We start from the raw sequence: 22,369 nt of genomic DNA on the forward strand, positions 1-22,369 counted from the left end.
TCCGGAAACCGGGTTATATAATCTATTGTGCGAACATATGTTTTTGATTACAATGAACAATGAATTGGAGAAATCAGGAAGGCCCTTCGTGTGCCTCGATATCGCCATACATAGGGGAACCCCATTAAGAGGAAGGAGTGTCCGCTTTTGTCGGAACAAAACGAGAATCTTGACGAAGCCCGGAAGCGAAGGACGCGCTCCCTTGCCCATTACCGGGAAATGCTTGGGAAGTATGTTTTTCCTCAGCGGAAGCTGCTTGGGTCCCTTGCCGTACTTCTAACGGCATCCATCGTCCTGCAGTTGGTGAATCCGCAAATCATCCGCTATTTTATCGACACGGCCCAAGGGGAAGGCAGCCTGAAAGCGCTGTATTACGCTGCCGTGGTCTTCATCGGTTTCTCACTGGTGCAGCAGCTCGTGTCCGTCTGGGCCGCCTACTACAGCGAGAACCTGGGCTGGACGACGACCAACCGGCTGCGGGCCGATCTGGTGCGGCATTGTCTCTCCCTTGACATGTCTTTTCACAAGAGACATACGTCAGGAACGTTGATCGAGCGGGTGGACGGCGACGTGAACTCGCTCGCGAACTTTTTTTCGAGCTTTATCATCCATTTACTCGGCAACTTGATCCTCATGCTCGGCATTCTTCTCCTGCTCTTCCGGGAAGATATCCGGATCGGCGTCGTCATGACCCTGTTCGTCATCGGAGCGGGCTTTGTTCTGCAATGGATCCGCAAGATCAACGTCCCCGTCTGGAAAAAATGGCGGGCGCAAAACGCCGAGCTGTACGGCTTCATCGGCGAGCATCTGGAGGGCACTGAGGATACGCGGGCCAACGGCGCCGCCGGCTATGTCATGAACCGCTTCTACGAACTGTCGCGGCGCATGCTTCCCGTCCGGATTCGGGCTTTTCTCGGCTTCGGCCTGATGTGGAGCACCACCATCGTAGTGTTCGCGCTCGGCAATGCCGCCGCCTTTGTCGTCTGCGCCTGGCTCTGGAAGCGCGGCGAGCTGACGATCGGCTCCATCTATCTGGTCTTCTACTATACGGAGCTGCTGGCCAAGCCGATCGAGAAAATCCGCAGCCAACTGGAGGATTTGCAAAAAGCCGACGCCAGCCTGATCCGCGTCCGCGAGCTGCTCGACACGAAGCCGCGGATTTCCGACGGGCCGGGAGCTCCGCTGCCGCCCGGCCCCTTGTCCGTGCGTTTCCGTGACCTGACCTTCGCTTATGAAGAAGGCGAGGCGCCCACCCTGCACGGACTAAATCTTGCGCTCAAGCCGGGTCAAACCCTCGGCTTGCTCGGGCGCACCGGCAGCGGCAAGTCGACGCTCGCCCGGCTGCTTCTGCGGTTTTACGACCCGCAGGAGGGCGGCATCGAGCTGGCGGGCGTCGATATCCGCCGCTGCAAGCTGCATGAGCTGCGCAGCGGGGTCGCGATGGTGACGCAGAACATCGAAATTATGGAGGGGACCGTCCGCAACAACCTCTCCCTGTTCGACGAGCGGATTCGGGACGAGGATATTCTCGCCGTGCTGAAGGAAATCGGCCTGGAGGAGTGGTACCGTTCGCTGCCGGACGGTTTGGACACGGTCCTCTCCTCCGGCGGAGGGAGCCTCTCGGCGGGCGAAGCCCAACTGCTCGCCTTCGCCAGGGTCTTCCTCAGCGATCCGGGGCTGGTTATTCTGGACGAGGCTTCGTCCCGGCTGGATCCGCTGACCGAACACCGGATCGAAACGGCGATCAGCCGTCTGCTCGAAGAGCGGACGTGCATTATGATCGCCCATCGGCTGGCGACGGTGCAGCGCGCCGACGAAATTGTGATCCTGGAGCACGGGCGGATTCTCGAACACGGCCCGCGCGAACAATTGGCCGCCGATCCGAATTCCCGGTTCAGCCGGATGCTGGCCGTCGGACTCGAGGAGGTGTTGGTATGAAGACGCGGCATTTTTTCTGGAGACTGCTGGCCTATCGACCGGTTTACTATCTGGCCAATCTGTTGGCCTGGACCGTCATTCATATGGCCCCCTTGCTTCCCGGTCTGATCACGAAGGCTTTCTTCGATGATCTCGAAGGTAGCTACGACTTCCCTTACGGCGTGTGGGGAATCGCCGCCCTGCTCGTCGGAGCGGCGCTTGCGCGGGTGGTGCTGATCGCCGCGGGCATGTGGACCGACGCCAGTTTCCGCTTCCGCATCAGCACTCTACTGCGCCGGAACATGCTGGCCCATGTGCTGAAGCAGCCCGGCGCCAAGGCCATTCCTTTCTCGCCCGGCGAAGGGATCAGCAACTTCCGGGATGATGTCGATCAGACCGAGGAAGCGGTGAGCTGGTCGGTCGATACGCTCGGCCTGGTCGGCTTCGTCATCGTTTCCAGCTATATTTTGATCTCCATTGACGCGCAGATGACGTTCTTTGTGTTCGTCCCCTTGATTCTGGTTGTGACGGCGGCGCAGGCGGCCACGGCACGCATCCAGAAATACCGGGCGGCCAGCCGCGCGGCCACGGCCAAGGTAACAAGCTCGATCAGCGAGATGTTCTCGAACGTCCAGGCGATCCAGGTCGCCGGGGCCGAAGCGCGAATCGTGCGCCGGTTTGAAGTGCTCAGCGACGAACGGCGGCAGACGATGGTTAAAGACAAGCTGATGACCGAGGCGCTGTCCTCCGTCTTCACGAATTCCGTAAACCTGGGCACCGGCCTGATTCTGGTTCTCGCCGGCTACAAAATGCGCAGCGGTACGTTCTCGGTGGGCGACTTGTCCCTGTTCGTGTATTATTTGACTTTCGTCACCCAATTGATCTCGAACGTCGGCAACTTTATGACCTTTTACAAACAGATGGCGATCAGCTTCAGCCGCATGAAAACCATGCTGCAGGGAGCCTCCGCCCGGATATTGACCGTCCCGGCCTATATCGGGATCGGGAAGCGGCGGCCTGTCGAGGATGAGGCCGACGTGGGCAGTGGCGGCCAGTTCGCCGGAGACGGCGGCGCGGCGGCACCGGTTCAGGCGGAGCCTCTGCGGGTGCTGGAGGTCCGCGGACTCACCTACCGCTATCCGGAGACGGGCCGGGGCATCGAGGGCATCGATCTGCGGCTTGAGCGCGGATCGTTCACCGTGATCACCGGTATGATCGGCTCCGGCAAAACGACGCTGCTGCGATCGCTGCTCGGCCTCCTGCCGGCGGAATCCGGCGAGATCCGCTGGAACGGCCGCCCGGTGGAGGCGCCGGCCGACTTCTTCGTGCCGCCGCAGAGCGCCTACACGGCGCAGATTCCGCGCCTGTACAGCGACAAGCTGCGCGCCAACATCCTGCTCGGGCTGCCCGAAGCCGCGGACAGCCTGCCGCGGGCGCTTCACGCCGCCGTCATGGAAGACGACGTGGCGCAGCTCGCGGACGGCCTCGACACGATGGTCGGGCCGCGCGGCGTCAAGCTCTCCGGCGGCCAGGTCCAGCGGACCGCGGCCGCGCGGATGCTCGTGCGCGACGCACAGCTGTACGTGTTCGACGACCTGTCGAGCGCGCTCGACGTCGAAACCGAACGGCAGCTGTGGGAGCGGCTCTTCCGCGACCGCGGCGAGGCGACCTGCCTCGTCGTGTCGCACCGCAAGGCCGCGCTCTCGCACGCGGACCGCATCATCGTGCTGAAGGACGGCACGATTGAGGCCGAAGGCACGGCCCCGCAGCTGCTCGCCGCAAGCGACAGCTTCCGCCGCCTCTGGCACGGCGAAGACTCGGACGCGGCCCCGGAGCCGAGCGTTGCGCCTGGCGGTTCCGACCGCTGATGCGCCGGTCACGCCAAACGCCAGGCCACGGCCTCGCTAACGGATGAAACCCGCTGGTTTGTGGCATAGTAACGCAGGGAAGCACTTATTTTGATCCTTGCGAAAGGGGAGAACCAGCGTGGAAAACTTGCATGAATTCGTGGAGAAGGTCCACGACAAACAGGAGAAAGACGACCGCAACCGCAAGCGCGCCAAAGGCAACCCGGCGGGCCAGCTGCCGACCAAACAGCACGGTACGCAAAAATAACGGAACGCCGAGGATAAGAGAAGCCGCCTCCCCGCATAAAGCGAAGGAGGCGGCTTTTTGCCGATAATTAAGTGTGATCATAGCTGTCCCGGCCGGATATAAATTCGTCCGGCGTGTCCCCGCTGGTCGAGGAATGATTCTTGATCTGGCTCAGCCTTCCGGACCGCCCTTCTCCCCCGTTGCCGGTAGTGGCGTTCTGAGCGTTGCTGCTGCCGTTGCCCACCCGCCGGTTGTACTTCTCGACTTTGTTCGTCATTTGCTTTTGCCCTCCCGAGATCAATTCATTGCGGAACCAAGCCTCCATGCACTCTGGCCTGGTTCTAGCATTTGAAAGGGAGGGGTATTTTATTCCGCCCTAAAGCGGTGTGCGTCCGCAGAAAATCATAATAGCGGCCTTTTAGGGTTATATAGTTTGTGGTATCAGGCCGGGATGAACTGGACTTAGGTCCAGGATTTTACTTCCCCAGAGACCGAAGATGACTTACTATTTTTGTAGTATGCTGTGACAAGATGAATCAAGACTAAAGGAGCGATCGAATTTGATGAGTAAAAAAACCACCTGGCTCGGTCCCGTGCTGATCCTGCTCGGTTTTTACCTGTTCTTCTTCCGCAAGGAAGCGATCAGTACGGGCACGCTGTTCGGGACATTTTGGGCCACCCTGTTCATTATTCCGCTGGGGCTGCTCTTCCACTGGCTGTATTTCTCGATGACGAACAGGAGAGCCACCGGGTTGTTGATCCCGGGAGGTATTCTGTTTACGGTCGGCTTAGTGTGCCAAGTCGCCACCCTCTTCGACAGCTGGCAGTATTTATGGCCCGGATTTATCCTCGCCCCCGCCGTCGGTCTGTTTGAATTTTATTGGTTCGGCAACCGGAATAAATACCTGCTGATCCCGATTAACATTCTGGCCGTGCTGTCCTTGCTTTTCTTTGCCGTATTTTCGTTCGGTACGCTGTACAACCGGATGATTTTCGGACAACCCGTATTGGCGATTGCCTTAATTATCATCGGCGCGGGCGTGATGATCGCCCCCAAGAAAAGGCACTATAACAGATAGCGAATCATCGGCGCGGAATGCCGGTTTCCTGCTTTTTATAAGGGAGGCCGGCTTTTTTTAAGCCTTTTACCGGCCACCACCGGCACAGCCTTATGTAGCCGCCCACGGCTGACGTACGGAAACGACGGTACGGCCCGTTTGGATCGCCTCGGCCATAAGCAAGCTCAGGTACTGATCCTGCGAGGCCTCCGCCAGGCTGTAGAAGGAAGGGCCGCCTTGGGCATAATCGGCCATTTTCCGCAGACAAACGGCCATAGCGATTTCTTCGTCGCTTAGGCGCGCCCCCGGGAACGGATTCCGGTACACCCATTCCGCACCGCAAAGGACACCCTCGTGGAAATAGCCCTCCAACGCTCCGTCCTGCCCGGCGTCGATCCGGCGCAGTTCCAGGGCCAGAGGCGTGCGGTAATCGCGGAGAGCACGGACCTCACGCCCCTCGATTTCACCGCGGTGCCCCCGGATGAGAACCCGCTGGCCCCGAATCCGGGAGAAATACTGATCATAGGTGAAATCGTACAGGGCGGTTCGGCCGCCAAAGCGCAGCAGCGCCAGGTCCTGACGGGAATCCGTCAGGAGTTCTTGCGGCGGCAGGCCATGACGGTTCGGCCCTTTGATCAGCGGGCTCACGATCTGCTCTCCGCGGATTTCGGCGTCTTCGAAGCCGATCCCGAGCAGATGCCGAATGAGGCTGATCCCATGGTATCCATGTCCGGCGGACACCTGGACATGGGACACGCCGCCGAGCAGCCCGGAGTGGGCGACCGCCAGCCGCGCGGCATGCATCGGCTGGTGGATGAACTGCTCGGCCACCTGCACCCGGCCCGCCGGCCCGACCCGGTCATAGAGCCGGAGCAGGCCCTCCAGGCTTTCGGCGGGCGGCGTCTCCGTCAGCACCGGAATGCCGAGCTCCGCCAGCCGCTCGATGTAAGAGGGTGCCGTATTCCGTGAAGCACAGCGAAGGAGAAGCCGCGGCGGCCCAAAAAGCCTTCAAGATCGGCCGTGGCCTTCACGCCCCAGCGGGTCTCCAAGTCCCGGGCCTTCGCTTCATCCCTCACCCAGATTTCGCCGACTTCAAACTCGTCGGGAAGCGCTTTCGCGATGCGCAAATAAAATTCGGCCCGCCAGCCGCCGCCCAGGATTCCGAAAGCGGTCTTTTTACGTCTCGGCTGCCCGCTTCCGTTTCCGCCGTATTTTCCGATTGCATAGTCCTCATGTTGCCCCATCTTTGCCATCTCCTTTATTACAACCTCTTCGCAACTGACTGGTCTCTAATCTCCATTGTACTACAAAAAAACCGGGACCCGTGAGACGGGCCCGGTTTACCGGATCGTAAACAAAACGGCCAGCCCCAAAATGGCGATGCGTGCCGTATTCGTCAGCATGAAATTCTGTACCGAGAGCGCAAACGTAAACTGCTTGGTCGGTTTCGCCGTGAACTTGGAGATGTTTTTACATACCGGAATTAAAGTCAGTACAGCCAGAAGCAGAAGCAGCGGAGGCACCCGCAGGAACCATAAAACGATCAGATCGGCGTAGGCCGCGTAGTAAAGAACCCGGAACAGCCGCAGCGCGTGGGGCCGTCCGATGTAGACGGGCAGCGTATACCGCTTGTTTTCCACGTCCTCCTCCAGGTCGCAGATATTGTTCGCCAGCATAATGTTCGCGATACCCAGCACCGCCGGGATGGAGACGAGAAAAATCAACTGCGCCTCCGCGAGATGAACCTGCAGCAGTACCGTGCCGCCTCGAAGCGACAAGGAAGCCAGCTTTTCACCCGCGTGGATATAAGCCGAAATAAAGATGATGACGAACCCCATAAACAAGCCGGAGAAAATTTCGCCGAGCGGCATCCGGGAAATCGGGATAGGCCCGAACGAATACAAAATCCCGACGGCAAAAGACAGTCCGCCAAGCAGCAAAACGAGCAGACCCGTTTGGAGAAACAAGGCGATCCCAGCCAAGGTCGCGATGAGCAGCAGAATGACAATGACGGCCACTACGGCCCCGGGGTTCATGTTATATCGGACGATGGCGTTGTGGACTTCATAGCCGTAGCCGTCTTTTTTCGCCGCCTTTTTGTAATCGAAATAATTATTCATGGCCGTTGTCGCCATATCAAAACTCAGCAGCGAGAGCAGCATCAGCACGAAATGCAGCGCCCGGAACTCTTGAAACCGGAACAGCGCATACACCGTTCCCAGCAAAAACGGGATCATGCTGGCCGCTTTGGTCTGTATCTCCACCAATTTGAAAAATTTCCGAATGGCCATTCCTATCATTCCTTCTATCGCCTTTTCTTAAAATGATGGTATCTAATTTTTAAAATATCTGCTGTCTGAAAAGTCCTTGACAAAACAAACTACACAAAGGGATGTTCCCCTCCATATGAACGGAGTCCAATTCGTCGAACAACGGGATTTTCTCCCGCTATTTGGGTGGCTACCCGCCAGTAGGGGTAAATTAGTTGGAAAACCTCCCGCTAAATTCAGATGAAATAGGATGTATTGGCGACCGGGCTACGTAATAGTTGGAGTTTTTCCAGTTAAATCCGATCAAAAGGACCAGAGGGACATTTTAACAGGATATTTTCCCGTTAATAGGTGAGCATTAACAACGTTGGCCTTTGTTTCTTTGCAGGTATTTTTTAAAAAATAATTTCATACCTATGATTACTCGCATTTTTAAGGAAGCAGGTCTCGGTCCGGCGATACTTTAACGCTGTCCAAGCTCCGGTTTGCGGGCCCTTACGCCATAAGATACAATGCATACATGCAGTAACTCACACCACTTAAAGCGAGGTTGACACGAATGGGCCCCTTTGCGAGAGAAGACCTCATCGGCTCGTTGATTTTTCTGGTGATATTGGTAGTTGTGGCCTGGATCAATTTGCGAAAAATGAAAACGGGCGACTACGATTTCAAAGCGCTCCGCAAGCGGGGACTCATGTGGACCGAAATTGCGGCAGCCCTGTTTCTTCTCCAACTCCTGTTAAGAAAGGGAGATCATCGGTTTCTGCTCGTTCTCGGGTTGGTTGTGCTGTTTGCGGCGAGCCAGTGGCTCGGCGCGATCTATTACGACCGCCGGAACAAAAGCGATCAATAGAGGAGGATTTCCGCCAGGATGAAATTCCGGAGAAAAGCGATGCTTTGGGGGGCCGCGCTCCTGCTCCTTTTGCTGGGGGCCGGCCTTTATGCGTACGGGAAGTTTGAGCCTTCCCGGCATTTCCGCCAGGCGGAGATCCCCGTGCTGGCGACGCCGGACACGGCTGCGGCCGATGCCGCCGGGAACAAACCGGCGGGCGCTATGGCAAAGGCCGGGGCCGATGCCGCTGCAAGGGCCGGGGGCAACGGATCTGCCGGTAGTGACGGATCTACCGGTTCCGACGGTTCCGACGGTCCCGGCCAGCCGGCAAAAGACCCGTCCATACGGTCACAACAGCCGGCGGGGTTCAATATTTTGATTCTCGGCACGGACGCCCGTGAACGGGAAGCCTCCCGCACCGATGTCATCATGCTGGCGCATGTCGATCCCGAACAGCCGCGCATTAACCTGGTCTCGATCCCGCGCGACACCCGCGTTCCCCTCTCCGGCATCGGCTACACCAAGATCAACCATGCCCACGCGCTGGGCGAACTGCACGGCAACACCCGCTCCGGTACAAAAGCAGCCATTCAGGCCGTCAGCAACCTCTGCTCCTGCACGATCAATTACTACATCAAAACCGATTTTGAAGGCTTCGAGCATTTTATCGATACCCTTGGCGGACTGGATGTCCAACTGGACGCCCCCGTCAAATTGACCTATGCCCATATGACCCTGCCCGCAGGGAGCAATCATTTAAGCGGCGCCGAAGCTTTGGACCTGGTCCGGGAGCGCAAGTCGCTTCCCGGAGGGGATTCCGGCAGACAAGCCAACCAGGCTATGGTACTCAAAGAGATCGTCCACAGCGTCATTCAACCGAAAAACCTGAAGAATCTTCCCGCGTTGATCGAACAAGTCCGCGAGGACGTCCTCGACACCAATTTGCGCGACAGCGACCTGATCAGCTTGGCCTGGCTCGCCAAAGATCTGAATGAGGAGCAATTCCGGTATGACCAGCTCCCCGGCCATAGCGGCAAAGCGTGGGACCCGCTGGTCAAGAACGAACTCTATTACTGGATGCCCGATGCGCCGGCTTGGGAAAAACTCGCGAAAGAGCTGCTCCACGGAAAGCCCGCGGCCGACGAAAAGCAACAGTAAAAAACTTTTTCTATCTGGCACGCCGCCACAACGGCCGGTATAATAGCCTTAAAGACGAAGCACGTCCCGATTCATTCTTAACGAATGGAGCGGGACGTTTTTTTGTTCTTCCAAAGGAGGATGAAGAGATTGGATCGTTTCGAGGAAGCGCATGATGCATTTATCAAAGAACACCTGCAAAAAAGAAAGGGAGAACGCAAAGGCCGCCTGGGACGCGGCCACCGGGAGGCCGAGAAGCTATTTTGCCGAAATGTCTGGTGGCCGGTTCAAGGGGATTTTTCGGGGCTGCACCCGGAGTTTGAGGTGCTGGATTGGCGGGGGCTCTCTTATTTTTGCGACTTTGCCTACATTACATCGGCGCTTAAACTGATCTTTGAAATCAAGGGGTTTGGACCGCACGTACGCGATATGGATCGGCAAAAATACTGCAACGAGCTGAACCGGGAAACTTTCCTTACGGCGATGGGGTATCAAGTCATTTCGTTCGCTTATGATGACGTCGCCCAGCGCCCGGAGCTCTGCATGACTCTACTCAGGCTGGTGCTGGGGCGGTTTCAAGCCGATTCGGCAGCGCCGGACCGGCTTGAACATGTGGCGGAGCGGGAAATTCTCCGGCTAGCCTGCCTCCTCGCCCGGCCCGTACGCCCCCGCGATGTGACGGCCCGGTTGAACCTGAACCACCGCACGGCCGTCCGGCATCTTGAGTCGCTCTGCCGCAAAGGGCTGCTCAGCCCCATAACGGGCCGGGGCGGCAAGCATGTCGTGAAATACGCCATGCTCCCGGGCGCCATGCTGCGTTTGTGAGTGAGGGTGGGGTGAGGGTGAGGCTCAAAAACCTGCAAATGTGCATCTTTTTTCGGCCAATGGATGGCCCCATCCGCAAATTCCTGCAAATCTGCATCCTTTTCCGGCGCAGCAGAGCGTTTCGGGACCAGGCGGTTGAAATTGATGTATTTTTGCAGGCATTTCATCTTTCGGGCCGAAGAAAGAAAAAATTCCTGCAGATTTGCAGGAATTTGCAAACCATCAGGCCTCCTCCACAGCGGACGCTGTGGGCGGTTCAACCCTGCCGCGGCCGCGGCCATGACCTCGCTGCTCGTAGATGTCCGTCCACTTGTCGAGGACGACCTCCAGCTCGAAATGCTCCTCCACGTAGCGGCGGCCTCGCTCCCCCATCTCCCTGCGGGCGATGGGCGTCAGGGCCATCAGCGCCAGCATGCGCTCGCACAGCTGGCGGGGATCGTTCGGGGCGGCGAGCCAGCCGCTCTCGCCGTCCCGGACCACCTCCCGATTGCCGCCGACATCCGTGGCGACGATCGGGAGGGCGCTCGCGGCGGCCTCCAGGAGCACGATCGGCATGCCCTCCCACAGAGAGGACATGACGTAGCCGTCCGCCGCCGCCATCAGCTCGGGAATGTCGCGCCGCATCCCGAGGAAATGCACCTGCCGCTCTATGCCGAGCGAGCGGCACAGCGCCTCCAGCTCCGCGCGCTCGGGACCGATGCCCGCGATGAGCAGCGCCGGGGAAGCGGACGCTTGCGGCTCCGCTCCGGCGGCAGCGGCGAGGGCGAAGGCGTTCAGCATCGTGCGGTAATCTTTCTCCGGGGCGAGGCGCCCGGCGGCCAGCCAAAGAAACGCTTCCTCGCCTTCACCTTCACCTTCGCCTTCGCCCACGCCAAGCTCGCGGAGAAGGCTGCCCCGGAGTTCGGCGCGATGCCGGCCCGCCGCTTGCCTGAACTGCGCCGTGTCGATTCCGTTCGGCACATAGCGGATTTTCCGCGCCGGAACGACGCGGCGCTCGATGTAGCGGTCGACCGCGTCCCGGCTGACGTTGGTGGTCAGGTCGCACAGCGGGTCGGTCAGCCGGTACAGGAGCTCCCGCAGCCGCCCACCTTCGTTCCGGTTATGCGCCGTGCAAATCAGCCGGGGCATCCGCACAAACAGGCGGGTGACTCTGGCCAGCAGGTTGGCATGCACCAGATGGCTGTGGACGATCTCCGGCCGGAAGGCCGCGACAAGCCGGCGCAGCCGAGCGATGGCGCGGAGATCCGGAACGCCTCTTTTCATGCCGAGCGAATGAACCGGAATCCCCATCGCATGCAGTTCCTCCAAATAAGCCGCGGGCTCAAGCATGCTGACGACCTCGATTTGGCAGCCCCGCGCCCGGAAGCCCCTGCACAGCTGAACGACCTGCGTTTCGGCGCCGGCATAATTGAGACCGGTTAATAGGAACATGATTTTTCGCATTTTTCGTGAGCATCTCCTTGGTTCAGGAATTAAAGGTGAGTCCCCACACTCCGCCCATAAGTCGGGCCGGGACGGGTTCGCGAAATCCGGGACCGATTCGGCAGCCTTTCCCACGGCCACCTCCGACGAACACGCCCAGTCCGCCGTCATCTTCAGGGCTGCCGGCCCCGAGTCCGGCACGGATGCCGTTCTTCCGGCCGGGGCCAGCGCCAAGGCGAGAAACGCAAACAGGACGTATTCGAAATTAAAGCCGAAGTCTCCGCTCATCATCGCGGTTCCGATCGTCTGCAGGAGAAGAACCAGCAGCACCGCCTGGCGGCGTGCCGCCCAAAGGGCATACAGAAACGCGAAGGACCAGACCAATAGTCCGGCCACCCCCTGCTCCCCGGCGATTTCCAGCGCCACATTGTGCGGATGATCGCGGACGGCCGGCGGCGAGAGGCTGCCCACTCCGCCCCCTATAAAGGGCTGCTCGGTCCAATGCTCCAGCGCCCGCCGCTGCAGATCCACTCTGCCGAGGAAGTTGGCGTCCCCCGTCAACTCGCCAAGATTCATAAAAATGGACAGGCGGCTCCCGCTGATCCACGCTTCCAGCTCGGCCGAATAATTGACGGCGGCGAAGCCCGTCCCTGCCAGCAGCGCCGTCAAGATCGCCGCATAGCGGTCCAAGTGGCGGAGTTCGCCCCGTCGGTACTTCCTGTAGAGCAGCATAGCGAATATCATCACATTGGCGATCGCGAACGCGGCGACCGGTCCGCGGGACTCCGTGGCGAGGGCGGAAGCCGCCGCCGCGGCGATGGCCGCGAACCGAAGGAGGCGCGGAATTCCCGGCGCCCACAGGCAAACGGTGATCGTGATAAGGGACATGCGGGCATTGAAGATCGGATTGCTGCCCGGGAGAGACAAGCGGCCGGGATATTCGGGCGAATACTCGCCGAGCGCCAGGTGCGTGGCCGCAAAAGCCAGGCCGAACAAGGCAAACACCGTCCAGGAGAATTTCGCGTACCTCCTGTAAAGGATGTAGGCGTAGATCCCCGGGATCGCCGCGTGGATGAACAGGATCGCGATTTTCGTCAATCCCCCCGCATCGGCCGGCGCCCAGGCCACGCTTGCCGTCGATAACAGAAAGACCGCCCCCCATAACCCGATTCCGGGATCGCGAAGCAGCGCGCGAGGGGCGTGACTCTTGCCGAACCAGGCGAGAAGCGCCGGAATGAGCGGAACGGCAATCAGCAGAAACAGCGCGTTCCCCGGCAATACCTTTTTGTACAAGAATCCGAACATATCAAAATAGGTACAAAACCCGATAACGTAAGCCGCGTCGATTTTCATCCCCGCTTGCGTAATGCATTGAATCAAGAACACCCCTGCGCTAAGCAGCAAGAGCGCGATCAGAATGAGCTGCAGATTCAAGGCTTGTCGCCGCCTTTCCTCACGATCCGCTCCATAAAGCGGACCCGGGCAGCCTCCTTCACAGCGGTATCCAGATGCAGCACTTCACCGGCAGGAACGCGGCGGCCTTTCCAGTTGCGCACAAAGCTTTCGATTTCCCCCAGCTCCTTCGCCGTACTTCCCGCTTCATTCGCCAATTCCAGAATAAAGGGAACGGGCTCCGGAAAATCCGTATCCTTATACCCGATAATGACCGGCAGCCCATAGGCCAGGTACTCCCGGACTTTCAAGGGAGAGGCCTCATTCATCCGGTTCCGGTACAAGGCCAGGGAGCCGATGGCTACATCCGCCTGCCGCAGCAGTGGTTCATAATCCATCCGGGCCAGCCTGCCGTGAAACTCCATATTGTGCGGTGCAGACCCGTCCGCCGCATCCCCCGGCTGAAGCCCCACCATATCGAAATGCCAATCCGGACGAAGCCGGGCCAAGGCCGCAATCTCGTCCACGCCATGCCAAGGTTGGCCCGGGGTGCCGATAAAGATCAGCCGGACCCGGTCCGAAGGAGGCGGAGGCGACGGAGAGGCGCTGCTCAACGCAAAACCGTTGCCGATCACCTCTTTGGGCCGGTCGTATTTTTTGAAATGGGGCACCTCTCCGATCTCCCCGCTGACATAAACGAAGCCCCCCGCACTGCGCAACACGAGCCCGCGGGTCAACCGGTGGTACAGGTAGCGGATTTTGCTTCCGAGGCGCATCTCCGCCAAATCGTTCGTGTTGATTTCCAAAATGGAAGGAAAGCGCCGAAGCAACCGGGGGAGTCCGGCGTAGTAAAGGTCAAACCGGTGGTACACGGCGTCCGGGACCCATTGCTCCAAGCGGGTGAGGAGCATCCGGAAAGCGGCAAACCTGTTATGCCCTTTCCCGTAGGTTTGGGTGACCAGCGGGATATCGGCCAGGATCGCCTCACCTCCCTCATGCCCCTCACCCTTCCAGCGCCGGGTAAATAAAAACAGCCGAACTTCATGGCCAAGCGCGGTCCATTCGGCCATTTGGGCGGCTACTTTTTTAAACACCCCGCTCTCCGGCCCTTCATTCCAGTGCATCAGATAGGCGATTTTCATTGGCTTCGCCCTCCCCTTCCCCCATTATTATCGCTGTCCGCTTATTAACGGGAAAACCTCCCGTTAATTTATCCCTATGGGCCCTTGGACCGGATTTAGCTGGAAAAACTCCATCTAATATGCGACCCTTACCGCCGATACTCCCTATTTCAGATGAATTAGCGGGAGGTTTTCCAGCTAATCTCCCACTACTGCCGGGCAGACATCCAATTAACGGGAAGAAATCCCGTTAATTGGCGCCCAGCCCTCCCCCTGTCCTGGGACCCGGATTCGTTCCTTAACTCAGTTCATCCAGGCACTTCCGGTACAGCCGGCGGTCGGCTTCATGCACCAGCTCGCTGTTGTGCCACAGGAGGGTGAAGTCCCCTCCATAGCGGGCACATTGCCGATAGTAACGGCGGATTTGCTCAAAAGCGCGCGCTTCGGACCTGTCCCCCCCATGCTCCGGATGCCGCACGGTCTGCTCCATCACGACCAGAGGACGTTCCCGCAGCTTCAACATCTGCCGGGTTAACAGGTTGAAAACCGGATATTCCCGGCAGATCCCGCAGCGGAATCCCGGCGAGTCGGGATAACCGAGCGAGCTGTCGTAGTCCAGGCCGGCTTCCTCCCAAGACTGCCAGGTATCGGGGGCCCGCCAGCGCAGGAAATGCTGGCGTCCGCCCCAGGCGTCCTGCCGCACGCCGGCCGCTTCCGCCCCCTGCCGCAGCAGCTCAAACTGCCGGCGGATGGCCGGCGGGGACAAATAGGTTCCGTACCCCGGGTGGAGGCCGATCTCATGTCCCCGCGCATGAATGGTTCGCAGCAGTCCGGCGATTTCCGGATCGTTCAGCGTATAAGCCTCATCATAGCGCGCGTCGGTCTGCTCCGGAATGAAGTAAAAGCTGCTGCGCACCCCGGCCCGCTCGCTCCGCTCCATCAGCCAGCGGAACGTGTTATACGGGTCCATATCCCGGACCCGGTCGCCGCCGCCCGCGGCCCAGGGCACCAGCCTGCTCTTCTTCCAGGCGGCCTCGAAGTCCCGGCGCTTCACCGCGTCGGCGGCCGCCTCCTTGAGCAGGCTGAACCGGCCGCGGCGCCGGTGGGCAAAGAAGGGGTGGTCCACATCGTGGCTGACCACCTTCCGGACCTGCCGCTGCCGGCGCAGCCCCTCCAAACCCGGCCATAAGCGAAGCAGCAGGCTCCACAGCAGTTCGGCGTATGCGTTGACGACCGGGATGTCGAGGAAGCCTTCGCGGAAAGCGAGGGAAGCCCGGACCGGGAAGCGGCCATGGTAGTCACGGTCCGGAATAGCCAGCTCTTCATAGCGCGTCAGCATAAAAAAACTGCTGCCGAACAAATCCACCCCGCAGCGGAGCACGCGGCCTCCCGCTTCCTCCCGGATCAGCTGTCCTTCCGCCTCCGGGCCGCCTCCGGCCCGTTGCCACCCCCGCTCTCCCCCGAGGGGTTCACCGTAGATTACGGGCAAGCTTCCGAGGCCCTCCACGTCCAGCCGAGCCAGCGGCTCCCGGGGGAGCGAGTCGGATCTCAACCATTTTCGCTCCGTCATCCCGAGCAGTACATCGGCAAGCAGCAGTCTTGCCTCATGAGCCGAAGCTCCGGCCACGCGCAGTTCCACATCGTCCCTGTCTTCCCATTCCAGAACGAAGGGCAGGCCCAGCAGTTCCTCCAGCAGCACCCGCGCGGCATAGGCGCGCTCCGGCTGCCGGGAGCGCGGGCAGCGCAGCATCAGCATCGTTATCCCCCCTGTCCCTATCCGGCCTCCGCCCCGGCTTCGCTTCCGGGCTCCGGGTCCGCCGGCAGATTCCGGTATTTTTTCACGGCGGTCCAAGACATCCAAAGATGCAGCATATACCCCAGCGTGGACGCCAGACTGAACCACAGCACCGCCGTCATAGCGCCCTGCCCGGTATACCGGGCCAGCAGCAGCGCGCCCAGCACGATGATCACCCGTCCGATCTCCCGGTATAAATGAAGGTCCTGCCGCTCCATCACGTCGATCGTCGTTCCGACGGCGTTCGCCACGAACTGGCTCAAATACATGACGCCCAGCAAACGGACGATTTGACCGGAATTGCCCCATTCCGGCCCGAACAAGAAAGCAAAGGCGGACGGGGCGATAAAAACCATGACCAGAACGATCAGCAGACCGAACAGGAAAATGTTGCGCACCGTCCGTTTGAACAGCGGATACAGCTTGTGGGGGGCATGCAGCCTGTACTGCGAGGATTCGGACAGGTACACGTTCATGACGGAAGACGTGATCAACGTCATCGGAGACCCGAGAATCCGCTGCCCCAAGGCAAACCATCCGGCGACGTGAGGCCCGTAGAAGGCGGCCAGCAGGATCGTCGGCAGATAGATGCCCAGGCTGTTCAGCATGTTGGAGGCCAGGGACAGCATCGGAAACCGCCGGTACCGGTAAGCCGACTCTTTGATATCGCTCCAGGTCGTGTGCAGGGCGTCTTGCTTCACGTCTTTCCGCCAAATCCGCCACTGCGGGACCAGACCGCCGAGCCGGCCGGCCACATCGCCGAGAATCAGGCCGAGCGGCCCCTTGAACAAGCCGCTGAACAGCAACTGCGAGGACACCAGGGAGAAGCTCTGCGTATACTTGGTCCGCGAGAGTTGGCGGAAGTATTTTTTTCGGATCGACCAGCCGTTCAGGATTTGATAAAAACCGCCGAAGAACAGGCTGAGGATAAAAAAGCCGAAATACTCCCGAATGTCGGGCTCGTGCGCCCACGCCGCCAGCGGACCGGCCAGAAAGTAAACCCCGACGCCGCCCAGCAGGCTCACCGCCACACAGATGCGCAGGGACAGGCTCAGCAGGCTGCTGGCGACCCGATCCTCCTCCGGGAGGGTTATGGCCTGTTCATAGGAAAACGAAACGAGCATGAGCATGATGGAGATGATCGAGGTATACATGGAATAAACGCCGTATTCCGCAGGATTGTAAAGACGCGTAATTATGGGCAAGGTGGCGAGAATCAGGATTTGGCTGATGATCGTCCCGCTGGCGAGGACAACGACGTTCCGGAAAAAATGGTCCCTCGTCAGGTTTTTTAGGTAATTCAGCATCGGCGACCGGTCCCGGGAATCAGCGCAGCGACTGCCTTATTTTTTCGCTGATCCAACGCTGGGTTTCTGCTTCAATCTGCGGCCAGATCGGGATGGACAGCACTTCGCCGGCCAACGCTTCCGCCACGGGCAAATCCCACAGGGAAGGAGCGTACACCGGAAGCTTGTGCACGGGCAAAGGGTAGTAGACGATCGAACTGATGCCCTCCGCCTCCAGCCGGGCCCGCAGTTCATCCCGCTTTCCGTCCGCGATCCTCAGCGTATACTGGTGATACACATGCTTGGCGTAGGCCTTCTCCTCCGGCAGGGTGACTCCCGTCAAACCGCTCAAGGTTGCGCTGTACCGTTCGGCCGCCTGCCGCCGCCCTTCGTTCCATTCCCCGATCCGCGGCAGCTTCACTCGCAATATCGCCGCTTGGATCTCGTCCAGACGCGAGTTGAATCCGATGAGCTCGTTATAATACTTTTTGCGGGATCCGTGCGCCCGCAGCATGGCCGCCCGCTCGGCCAGGTCGGGATCATTCGTCACCAGCAGGCCGCCGTCCCCGTAAGCGCCGAGGTTTTTGGACGGAAAAAAGGAATAGCATCCCGCGGCCCCCAGCGTCCCGAGCTTCCGGTTTTTGTATTCGCCGCCGAATCCCTGGGCAACGTCTTCGATCACCTTAAGATCGTAACGGCCGGCGATTTCCAGCAGCGGGTCCATATCGACGGCGTGGCCGAACAGATGCACCGGAATCACCGCTTTCGTCTTGGCCGTCAGCACCGTCTCCAGACGGCTCGGGTCCAGGTTGAAGGTGTCCGGCTCCACATCGACGAACACCGGAACGGCCCCGACCCGGCTGATCGCCTCCGCCGTGGCGAAAAAAGTGAACGGCGTGGTTACCACTTCATCGCCCTCGCCGATCCCCGCCGCCAGCAGGGCGATGACGAGCGCATCGGTTCCCGAGTTCAGCGCGACCGCATGCTCCGCGCCAAGATACTCCGCCGCCTCCCGCTCGAACGCCTTGACGTTCTCCCCCATAATAAAGGCGCCGCGGTCCAGCACCTTTTCGATCGCGTTCATGACCTGCGGCTTTAACTCCCTAATCTCACAGCCTATATCCAGGACGGGAATTTTCCCCTTGGCTTCTCCCGCTTTGTTTTCTCGTTCCATCATCATCCCTCTACCCTTCCTCCGTTTTACTGACCAGCTCTTGATTCCGTTCATACTGTCTTCCGCACTCCGCACATACCGCCTTGCGATCGCGGAAAGCCAGCGTTAGGCCGCACTCGCAAACCCAACCCAGGTGCCGGGCGGGTACACCGGCTACCATCGCATAAGCGGGAACGTCCCGGTTGACCACGGCCCCCGCCGCCACAAAGGCGGATTCGCCGATCGTCACGCCGCAGACGACCGTCGCGTTCGCTCCGATCGACGCCCCGCGCTTGACCACGGTCGGCCGGTAATCCGCGGCCGTGTTGCGCGGAAATGCCGAGCGGGGCGTGCGTACGTTGGTGAAGACCATGCTCGGTCCGCAGAATACGTAATCCTCCAATACGACCCCCTCGTACACGGACACGTTGTTCTGAATTTTGACGCCCTGACCGATGGACACATTCGGAGCGACATACACGTTCTGGCCCAGGCTGCAGCCTGCCCCGATTTTCGCTCCCGCCGAAACATGGCAGAAATGCCACACCCGTGTCCCTTCCCCGACCCGGGCGCCTTCATCCACGACGGCGGTGGGATGCGCATAATAGGTTTCCATGATCTTTGCCCCTCCGTTAATGAAACATATTTTGCGTTTGCTAGAGCAAATAATAGTTTTCCGGCTTGGCAAACCGGCTCATGGCGTTGCGCGTATCCAGCAGACAGCGGCTCCGCCGGCCGATCCGTTCATAATCAAACGCGGAATGGTCCGTCGCGATCACGGTGATATCCGCGTCCGCCAGCCCCTCTCCGGTGATCTCGATGCACTCGTACGTTCGATCCCGAAACCGGAACGACGGAATATGCGGATCACTGATCCACACCTCGGCTCCCCGTTCTTCCAAGAGCCGGATCATCTGCAGCACCGGCGATTCCCGGTAATCGACGATATCCTTTTTGTACGCCACGCCAAGCAGATAGACTGTGGAGCCATACAAAGGCTTGCGGGCTAAATTGAGAATTTCCGCGATCTTGTGGACGACGAACTCCGGCATCGCGTTGTTGATCTCCCCAGCCAGTTCGATCAGACGGGTGTGATAGTTGTACTGCCGGGCTTTCCACGTCAAATAGAACGGATCGATCGGGATGCAATGTCCGCCCAGGCCCGGCCCCGGATAAAACGCCATGAACCCGTAGGGCTTTGTCTTCGCGGCATCGATCACTTCCCAGACGTTCAGGCCCATGCGGTTGCACAGAATCGCCATCTCGTTGGCGAGGGCGATATTGATATGCCGGAACGTATTTTCGTAAATTTTCTCCATCTCGGCCACGGCCGGGCTGGAGACGAGGTGCACCTCTCCATCCAGCACCTGCCGATATAGTTCCGCCGCGACTTCCGTGCAGGCGGGAGTGACCCCGCCGACCACCTTGGGGGTGTTCCTGGTATTGAACGAAGTGTTGCCGGGGTCGATGCGCTCCGGGGAATACGCCAAAAAAAAGTCCTCCCCGCACACCAGTCCGGTCGATTCCAGAATCGGCTTGATCAACTCCTCGGTCGTCCCGGGGTACGTAGTGCTTTCCAGCACGACCAGCATCCCCGGATGCAAGTGGCGGGCGACCTCCCGCGCCGAGTTCTCGACATAGCTGGTATCCGGCTGCTGGTAGACGTCCAGCGGCGTCGGCACGCAGATGGCCACCGTGTCCGCCTCCCCGAGGAATGCGTAGTCGGCCGTCGCCCGGAGCCGACCGCTCCGCGCCATCTCCCGCAGGTCATCATCCACGACATCCCCGATATAGTTGTAGCCGCGGTTCACCATCTCCACCTTCTGCGCCTGGACATCAAAGCCGATGACCCGGTACCCGGCTTTGGCCTTCTCCACCGCCAACGGCAAGCCGACGTAGCCGAGCCCGATCACCCCGATCACGGCGGTCCGGGTATGCAGTTTCTCCATTAACGTTGTGCTGTGCTCCGATTTCGTTCCTTTTTGCCCGCTCATCTCCTACTGCGTCCTCCGTTTCCCTTATCCCTTAAGTTTCTGCGCAAGCTGAACTAACACTTAACCACCTATTAACGGGAAAACCTCCCGTTAATTTTCCACTCTTGTCCCTTGGATCCAATTTAGCTGGAATAACTCCATCTATTTCGCGACCCTAACCGCCGAAATACCCAATTCCAGAAGAATTAACGGGAGGTTTTCCAGTTAATTTTCCTTTGCAGCCGCATAGGCACCAAATTAACGGGAGGGATTCCCGTTAATTTGACTCCGGCCCTGCAGCGGCCATCATCTACCTTCCGTTCTGTACGATATCCCATGCCAGCCGAACCGCCCGGGCTCCCTCTTCCAGGGTAATGGCCGGCTCCCGCCCCGTTCGGACCGCTTCCGCCATATCGGCGATAATCCGCTCATGCCCCGGCACGCCAAAGGGGTCGGCCTCCACTTCGGCCATGATCCCGGCGATTTCTGCATCCGCCATCGTGACGCAGTTCCATGCCTTGATCCAATTGGCGGTCCGCCCGCCGATCAGGACGTATCCGTTCTCGCCGAACACCGCCAAGCTTTCTTCCAGGTTATGCTCGTAAACGGTCGTACATGCCTCCACGACGCCTAAAGTGCCGTTCGCGAATTTTAGCGCCGCGATCGCGGTATCCTCGGCCTCCATGTTGCGGATTCGGGTGTCCACCCAAGATCTCACCTCGGCCACGGGCCCGAACAGCCACAGGAGCAGATCCAGACTGTGAATGCCCTGATTCATCAGGACGCCGCCGTCCATCGCGACCGTCCCCCGCCACGCCGCCTGATCATAGTAAGCCTGACTGCGGTTCCAGCGGACGGTCGCGTTCACATGGCTCAGCTTGCCGAACGCCTTGCGGTCCAGCGCCTCCTTCAAATGGCGGATCGCCGGCCGGTAACGGTTCGGATGGACGACCGTAGCTTTGACGCCGGCCGCCGCAGCAGCTTCCCCGATGCGCCCGGCTTCCTCCGCGCAGAGCGCGAGCGGCTTCTCGATGACGAGATGCTTGCCGGCCCGGGCCGCGGCGATTGCCAGCTCGGCATGCAGCCCGCTCGGCGTACAAATGCATACAACATCGATGTCCGGCTCCCGCTCCAGCATCTCCGCCATCCCCGCGTACGCAGGCACGTTCCAGCGCTCCGCCAGCGCGGACACCCGCGCCGGATTCGGGTCGCACAGGGCGGCAAGCGCTGCGCCTTCCGCATGCTGAATCGCTTCGAGATGCCTGCCGGCGATGTGCCCGCAGCCCACAATGGCGAAGCGGACCTCCCCGGCTTGCTTCCGCTCCCGTTCCGATTCGAATTCGGGTAGTTTTCTCATACGGCTTCCTCGTTTCTGTTCGATATCTCCCCTGCCTGATCCGGTGCCGAAACCGGGGCCGGTTCTCCTGTATCCGGGTTTCCCCTACGCCGTCTTTTCCTTCGCGAAGAGTCCCGTTTCTCCAGCAGCATCGCCACGCTCAGCGAGGCGAAAATCCCGATGAAGCCGCCGATCGCCAGATTGAACAGCTTTTTGGGGCTGACCGGGATAGACGCATCCTCCAGATTGGCATAATCCAATACCGTCACATTGGCGCTCTGCACGATTTCCGTCGACTTGCTGATGAATGATTCGGCAAACGCGTTGGCGATAGTGACGGCATCCTCCGGGTTATCGTGCCTCGCATACAGCATCAGCACCAGCGTTCCCGGGTCGGTCCTCACCTTGATCCGCTTCAACAGCTCATACGCGGATTCCGACGTTTGCAGCTTGGCCTTCGCCTCATTGGCCACAAAACGGCTTTGAATCGCGTCCTCATACGTTTTGGTCAGCATCTGGCTGGCCAAAAACTCGTTATAGGTTCCCGACTCAGATGAGGAAATCGTGGCGACCAAGCTTGCCGCGGCCTCATATTGCGGGCGGACAAGCTCATTCGCCAAAAAAACGCCCCCCACGCATAGCGCCAGCGTAATCAGCACGGCGATCCCGTGTTTTCTGGCGGTTTTCAACAAAACATTCAGCTCCACTTCCCACTCACCTCAAACTATCTATATTTCCGGAATGCGGCAATTAGAAGA

The 22,369-nt window shown here is 59.6% G+C and carries 20 protein-coding genes; 7 read left to right on the top strand and 13 right to left on the bottom strand.

The features are described 5' to 3' along the window. Positions 1-219: 219 nt before the first annotated feature. The 3 genes from V4U88_RS05675 to V4U88_RS05685 all read left to right on the top strand — a co-directional run bounded on the left by V4U88_RS05675 (position 220) and on the right by V4U88_RS05685 (position 4,032). Positions 220-1,938, top strand: a complete 1,719-nt coding sequence (locus tag V4U88_RS05675) for an ABC transporter ATP-binding protein (protein ID WP_334072730.1) — start codon at positions 220-222, stop codon at positions 1,936-1,938. Beyond that, positions 1,935-3,785, top strand: coding sequence for an ABC transporter ATP-binding protein (locus tag V4U88_RS05680; protein ID WP_334072292.1), 1,851 nt, complete (start codon positions 1,935-1,937; stop codon positions 3,783-3,785). Before V4U88_RS05675 ends, V4U88_RS05680 begins: the two co-directional genes overlap by 4 nt. A gap of 118 nt (positions 3,786-3,903) precedes the next feature. After that, on the top strand, positions 3,904-4,032 hold the full coding sequence (locus V4U88_RS05685; RefSeq protein ID WP_334072293.1) for a DUF4023 family protein: 129 nt from the start codon (positions 3,904-3,906) through the stop codon (positions 4,030-4,032). 67 nt (positions 4,033-4,099) lie between these two features. Here the strand turns inward: V4U88_RS05685 and V4U88_RS05690 are convergent, their stop codons facing one another. Continuing rightward, positions 4,100-4,288 carry a hypothetical protein gene (locus V4U88_RS05690; RefSeq protein ID WP_334072294.1) on the bottom strand — a complete coding sequence of 63 codons (189 nt, stop codon included), beginning with the start codon at positions 4,286-4,288 and terminating at the stop codon, positions 4,100-4,102. Positions 4,289-4,574: 286 nt separating this feature from the next. Here V4U88_RS05690 and V4U88_RS05695 point away from each other — a divergent pair, with 286 nt between their 5' ends. Beyond that, positions 4,575-5,090 carry a hypothetical protein gene (locus V4U88_RS05695; protein WP_334072295.1) on the top strand — a complete coding sequence of 172 codons (516 nt, stop codon included), beginning with the start codon at positions 4,575-4,577 and terminating at the stop codon, positions 5,088-5,090. A gap of 90 nt (positions 5,091-5,180) precedes the next feature. Here V4U88_RS05695 and V4U88_RS05700 read toward each other — a convergent pair whose 3' ends face one another. From V4U88_RS05700 to V4U88_RS05710, 3 genes are all read right to left on the bottom strand, one after another. Beyond that, a complete protein-coding gene (locus tag V4U88_RS05700; protein ID WP_334072296.1) occupies positions 5,181-5,984 on the bottom strand; it encodes a gfo/Idh/MocA family oxidoreductase in 804 nt (267 codons plus the stop codon). Further along, entirely contained in the window at positions 5,978-6,313 is a 336-nt protein-coding gene (locus tag V4U88_RS05705; protein WP_334072297.1) for a hypothetical protein, read from the bottom strand. Before V4U88_RS05705 ends, V4U88_RS05700 begins: the two co-directional genes overlap by 7 nt. Positions 6,314-6,409: 96 nt before the next feature. After that, entirely contained in the window at positions 6,410-7,360 is a 951-nt protein-coding gene (locus tag V4U88_RS05710; RefSeq protein ID WP_334072298.1) for a 1,4-dihydroxy-2-naphthoate polyprenyltransferase, read from the bottom strand. Between the two features lie 538 nt (positions 7,361-7,898). On the opposite strand from V4U88_RS05710, the gene V4U88_RS05715 reads away from it, so the two are divergent. From V4U88_RS05715 to V4U88_RS05725, 3 genes are all read left to right on the top strand, one after another. Then, complete coding sequence (locus tag V4U88_RS05715; protein ID WP_334072299.1) at positions 7,899-8,192, top strand: hypothetical protein; 294 nt, start codon at positions 7,899-7,901, stop codon at positions 8,190-8,192. 18 nt (positions 8,193-8,210) lie between these two features. Continuing rightward, positions 8,211-9,329 (top strand): LCP family protein, encoded by a 1,119-nt coding sequence (locus V4U88_RS05720; RefSeq protein WP_334072300.1) that lies wholly within the window; start codon positions 8,211-8,213, stop codon positions 9,327-9,329. A gap of 120 nt (positions 9,330-9,449) precedes the next feature. Next, positions 9,450-10,133 (top strand): DUF559 domain-containing protein, encoded by a 684-nt coding sequence (locus tag V4U88_RS05725; RefSeq protein ID WP_334072301.1) that lies wholly within the window; start codon positions 9,450-9,452, stop codon positions 10,131-10,133. A gap of 222 nt (positions 10,134-10,355) precedes the next feature. On the opposite strand, the gene V4U88_RS05730 is transcribed toward V4U88_RS05725, so the two are convergent. From V4U88_RS05730 to V4U88_RS05770, 9 genes are all read right to left on the bottom strand, one after another. Further along, positions 10,356-12,989, bottom strand: a complete 2,634-nt coding sequence (locus V4U88_RS05730) for a glycosyltransferase (protein ID WP_334072302.1) — start codon at positions 12,987-12,989, stop codon at positions 10,356-10,358. Next, positions 12,986-14,089 (bottom strand): glycosyltransferase, encoded by a 1,104-nt coding sequence (locus V4U88_RS05735; protein WP_334072303.1) that lies wholly within the window; start codon positions 14,087-14,089, stop codon positions 12,986-12,988. The genes V4U88_RS05730 and V4U88_RS05735 overlap by 4 nt, the downstream gene beginning before the upstream one ends. A gap of 277 nt (positions 14,090-14,366) precedes the next feature. Further along, complete coding sequence (locus tag V4U88_RS05740) at positions 14,367-15,824, bottom strand: polysaccharide deacetylase family protein (RefSeq protein ID WP_334072304.1); 1,458 nt, start codon at positions 15,822-15,824, stop codon at positions 14,367-14,369. Positions 15,825-15,841: 17 nt separating this feature from the next. Further along, positions 15,842-17,170, bottom strand: coding sequence for a lipopolysaccharide biosynthesis protein (locus V4U88_RS05745; protein ID WP_334072305.1), 1,329 nt, complete (start codon positions 17,168-17,170; stop codon positions 15,842-15,844). Between the two features lie 19 nt (positions 17,171-17,189). Further along, positions 17,190-18,329, bottom strand: coding sequence for a DegT/DnrJ/EryC1/StrS family aminotransferase (locus V4U88_RS05750; protein ID WP_334072306.1), 1,140 nt, complete (start codon positions 18,327-18,329; stop codon positions 17,190-17,192). A 4-nt stretch (positions 18,330-18,333) separates the two neighbouring features. Continuing rightward, positions 18,334-18,918, bottom strand: coding sequence for an acyltransferase (locus tag V4U88_RS05755; protein ID WP_334072307.1), 585 nt, complete (start codon positions 18,916-18,918; stop codon positions 18,334-18,336). Between the two features lie 40 nt (positions 18,919-18,958). After that, on the bottom strand, positions 18,959-20,296 hold the full coding sequence (locus V4U88_RS05760) for a nucleotide sugar dehydrogenase (protein WP_334072308.1): 1,338 nt from the start codon (positions 20,294-20,296) through the stop codon (positions 18,959-18,961). A 289-nt stretch (positions 20,297-20,585) separates the two neighbouring features. After that, a complete protein-coding gene (locus V4U88_RS05765; protein WP_334072309.1) occupies positions 20,586-21,632 on the bottom strand; it encodes a Gfo/Idh/MocA family protein in 1,047 nt (348 codons plus the stop codon). After that, entirely contained in the window at positions 21,629-22,318 is a 690-nt protein-coding gene (locus tag V4U88_RS05770; protein ID WP_334072310.1) for a YveK family protein, read from the bottom strand. The genes V4U88_RS05765 and V4U88_RS05770 overlap by 4 nt, the downstream gene beginning before the upstream one ends. Positions 22,319-22,369: the final 51 nt, after the last annotated feature.

The organism is Paenibacillus sp. A14 (genome assembly GCF_036864815.1).
In the GTDB taxonomy this organism is placed as follows: domain Bacteria; phylum Bacillota; class Bacilli; order Paenibacillales; family Paenibacillaceae; genus Fontibacillus; species Fontibacillus sanfengchensis.

Excerpts from the sequence above, each read along its gene's own strand:
- V4U88_RS05675 (WP_334072730.1), top strand. The coding sequence starts at position 220 with ATGCTTGGGAAGTATGTTTTTCCTCAGCGGAAGCTGCTTGGGTCCCTT.
- V4U88_RS05680 (WP_334072292.1), top strand. The coding sequence starts at position 1,935 with ATGAAGACGCGGCATTTTTTCTGGAGACTGCTGGCCTATCGACCGGTT.
- V4U88_RS05690 (WP_334072294.1), bottom strand. The coding sequence starts at position 4,288 with ATGACGAACAAAGTCGAGAAGTACAACCGGCGGGTGGGCAACGGCAGC.
- V4U88_RS05695 (WP_334072295.1), top strand. The coding sequence starts at position 4,575 with ATGAGTAAAAAAACCACCTGGCTCGGTCCCGTGCTGATCCTGCTCGGT.
- V4U88_RS05705 (WP_334072297.1), bottom strand. The coding sequence starts at position 6,313 with ATGGGGCAACATGAGGACTATGCAATCGGAAAATACGGCGGAAACGGA.
- V4U88_RS05710 (WP_334072298.1), bottom strand. The coding sequence starts at position 7,360 with ATGGCCATTCGGAAATTTTTCAAATTGGTGGAGATACAGACCAAAGCG.
- V4U88_RS05715 (WP_334072299.1), top strand. The coding sequence starts at position 7,899 with ATGGGCCCCTTTGCGAGAGAAGACCTCATCGGCTCGTTGATTTTTCTG.
- V4U88_RS05720 (WP_334072300.1), top strand. The coding sequence starts at position 8,211 with ATGAAATTCCGGAGAAAAGCGATGCTTTGGGGGGCCGCGCTCCTGCTC.
- V4U88_RS05725 (WP_334072301.1), top strand. The coding sequence starts at position 9,450 with ATGAAGAGATTGGATCGTTTCGAGGAAGCGCATGATGCATTTATCAAA.
- V4U88_RS05735 (WP_334072303.1), bottom strand. The coding sequence starts at position 14,089 with ATGAAAATCGCCTATCTGATGCACTGGAATGAAGGGCCGGAGAGCGGG.
- V4U88_RS05740 (WP_334072304.1), bottom strand. The coding sequence starts at position 15,824 with ATGCTGATGCTGCGCTGCCCGCGCTCCCGGCAGCCGGAGCGCGCCTAT.
- V4U88_RS05745 (WP_334072305.1), bottom strand. The coding sequence starts at position 17,170 with ATGCTGAATTACCTAAAAAACCTGACGAGGGACCATTTTTTCCGGAAC.
- V4U88_RS05750 (WP_334072306.1), bottom strand. The coding sequence starts at position 18,329 with ATGATGATGGAACGAGAAAACAAAGCGGGAGAAGCCAAGGGGAAAATT.
- V4U88_RS05755 (WP_334072307.1), bottom strand. The coding sequence starts at position 18,918 with ATGGAAACCTATTATGCGCATCCCACCGCCGTCGTGGATGAAGGCGCC.
- V4U88_RS05760 (WP_334072308.1), bottom strand. The coding sequence starts at position 20,296 with ATGAGCGGGCAAAAAGGAACGAAATCGGAGCACAGCACAACGTTAATG.
- V4U88_RS05765 (WP_334072309.1), bottom strand. The coding sequence starts at position 21,632 with ATGAGAAAACTACCCGAATTCGAATCGGAACGGGAGCGGAAGCAAGCC.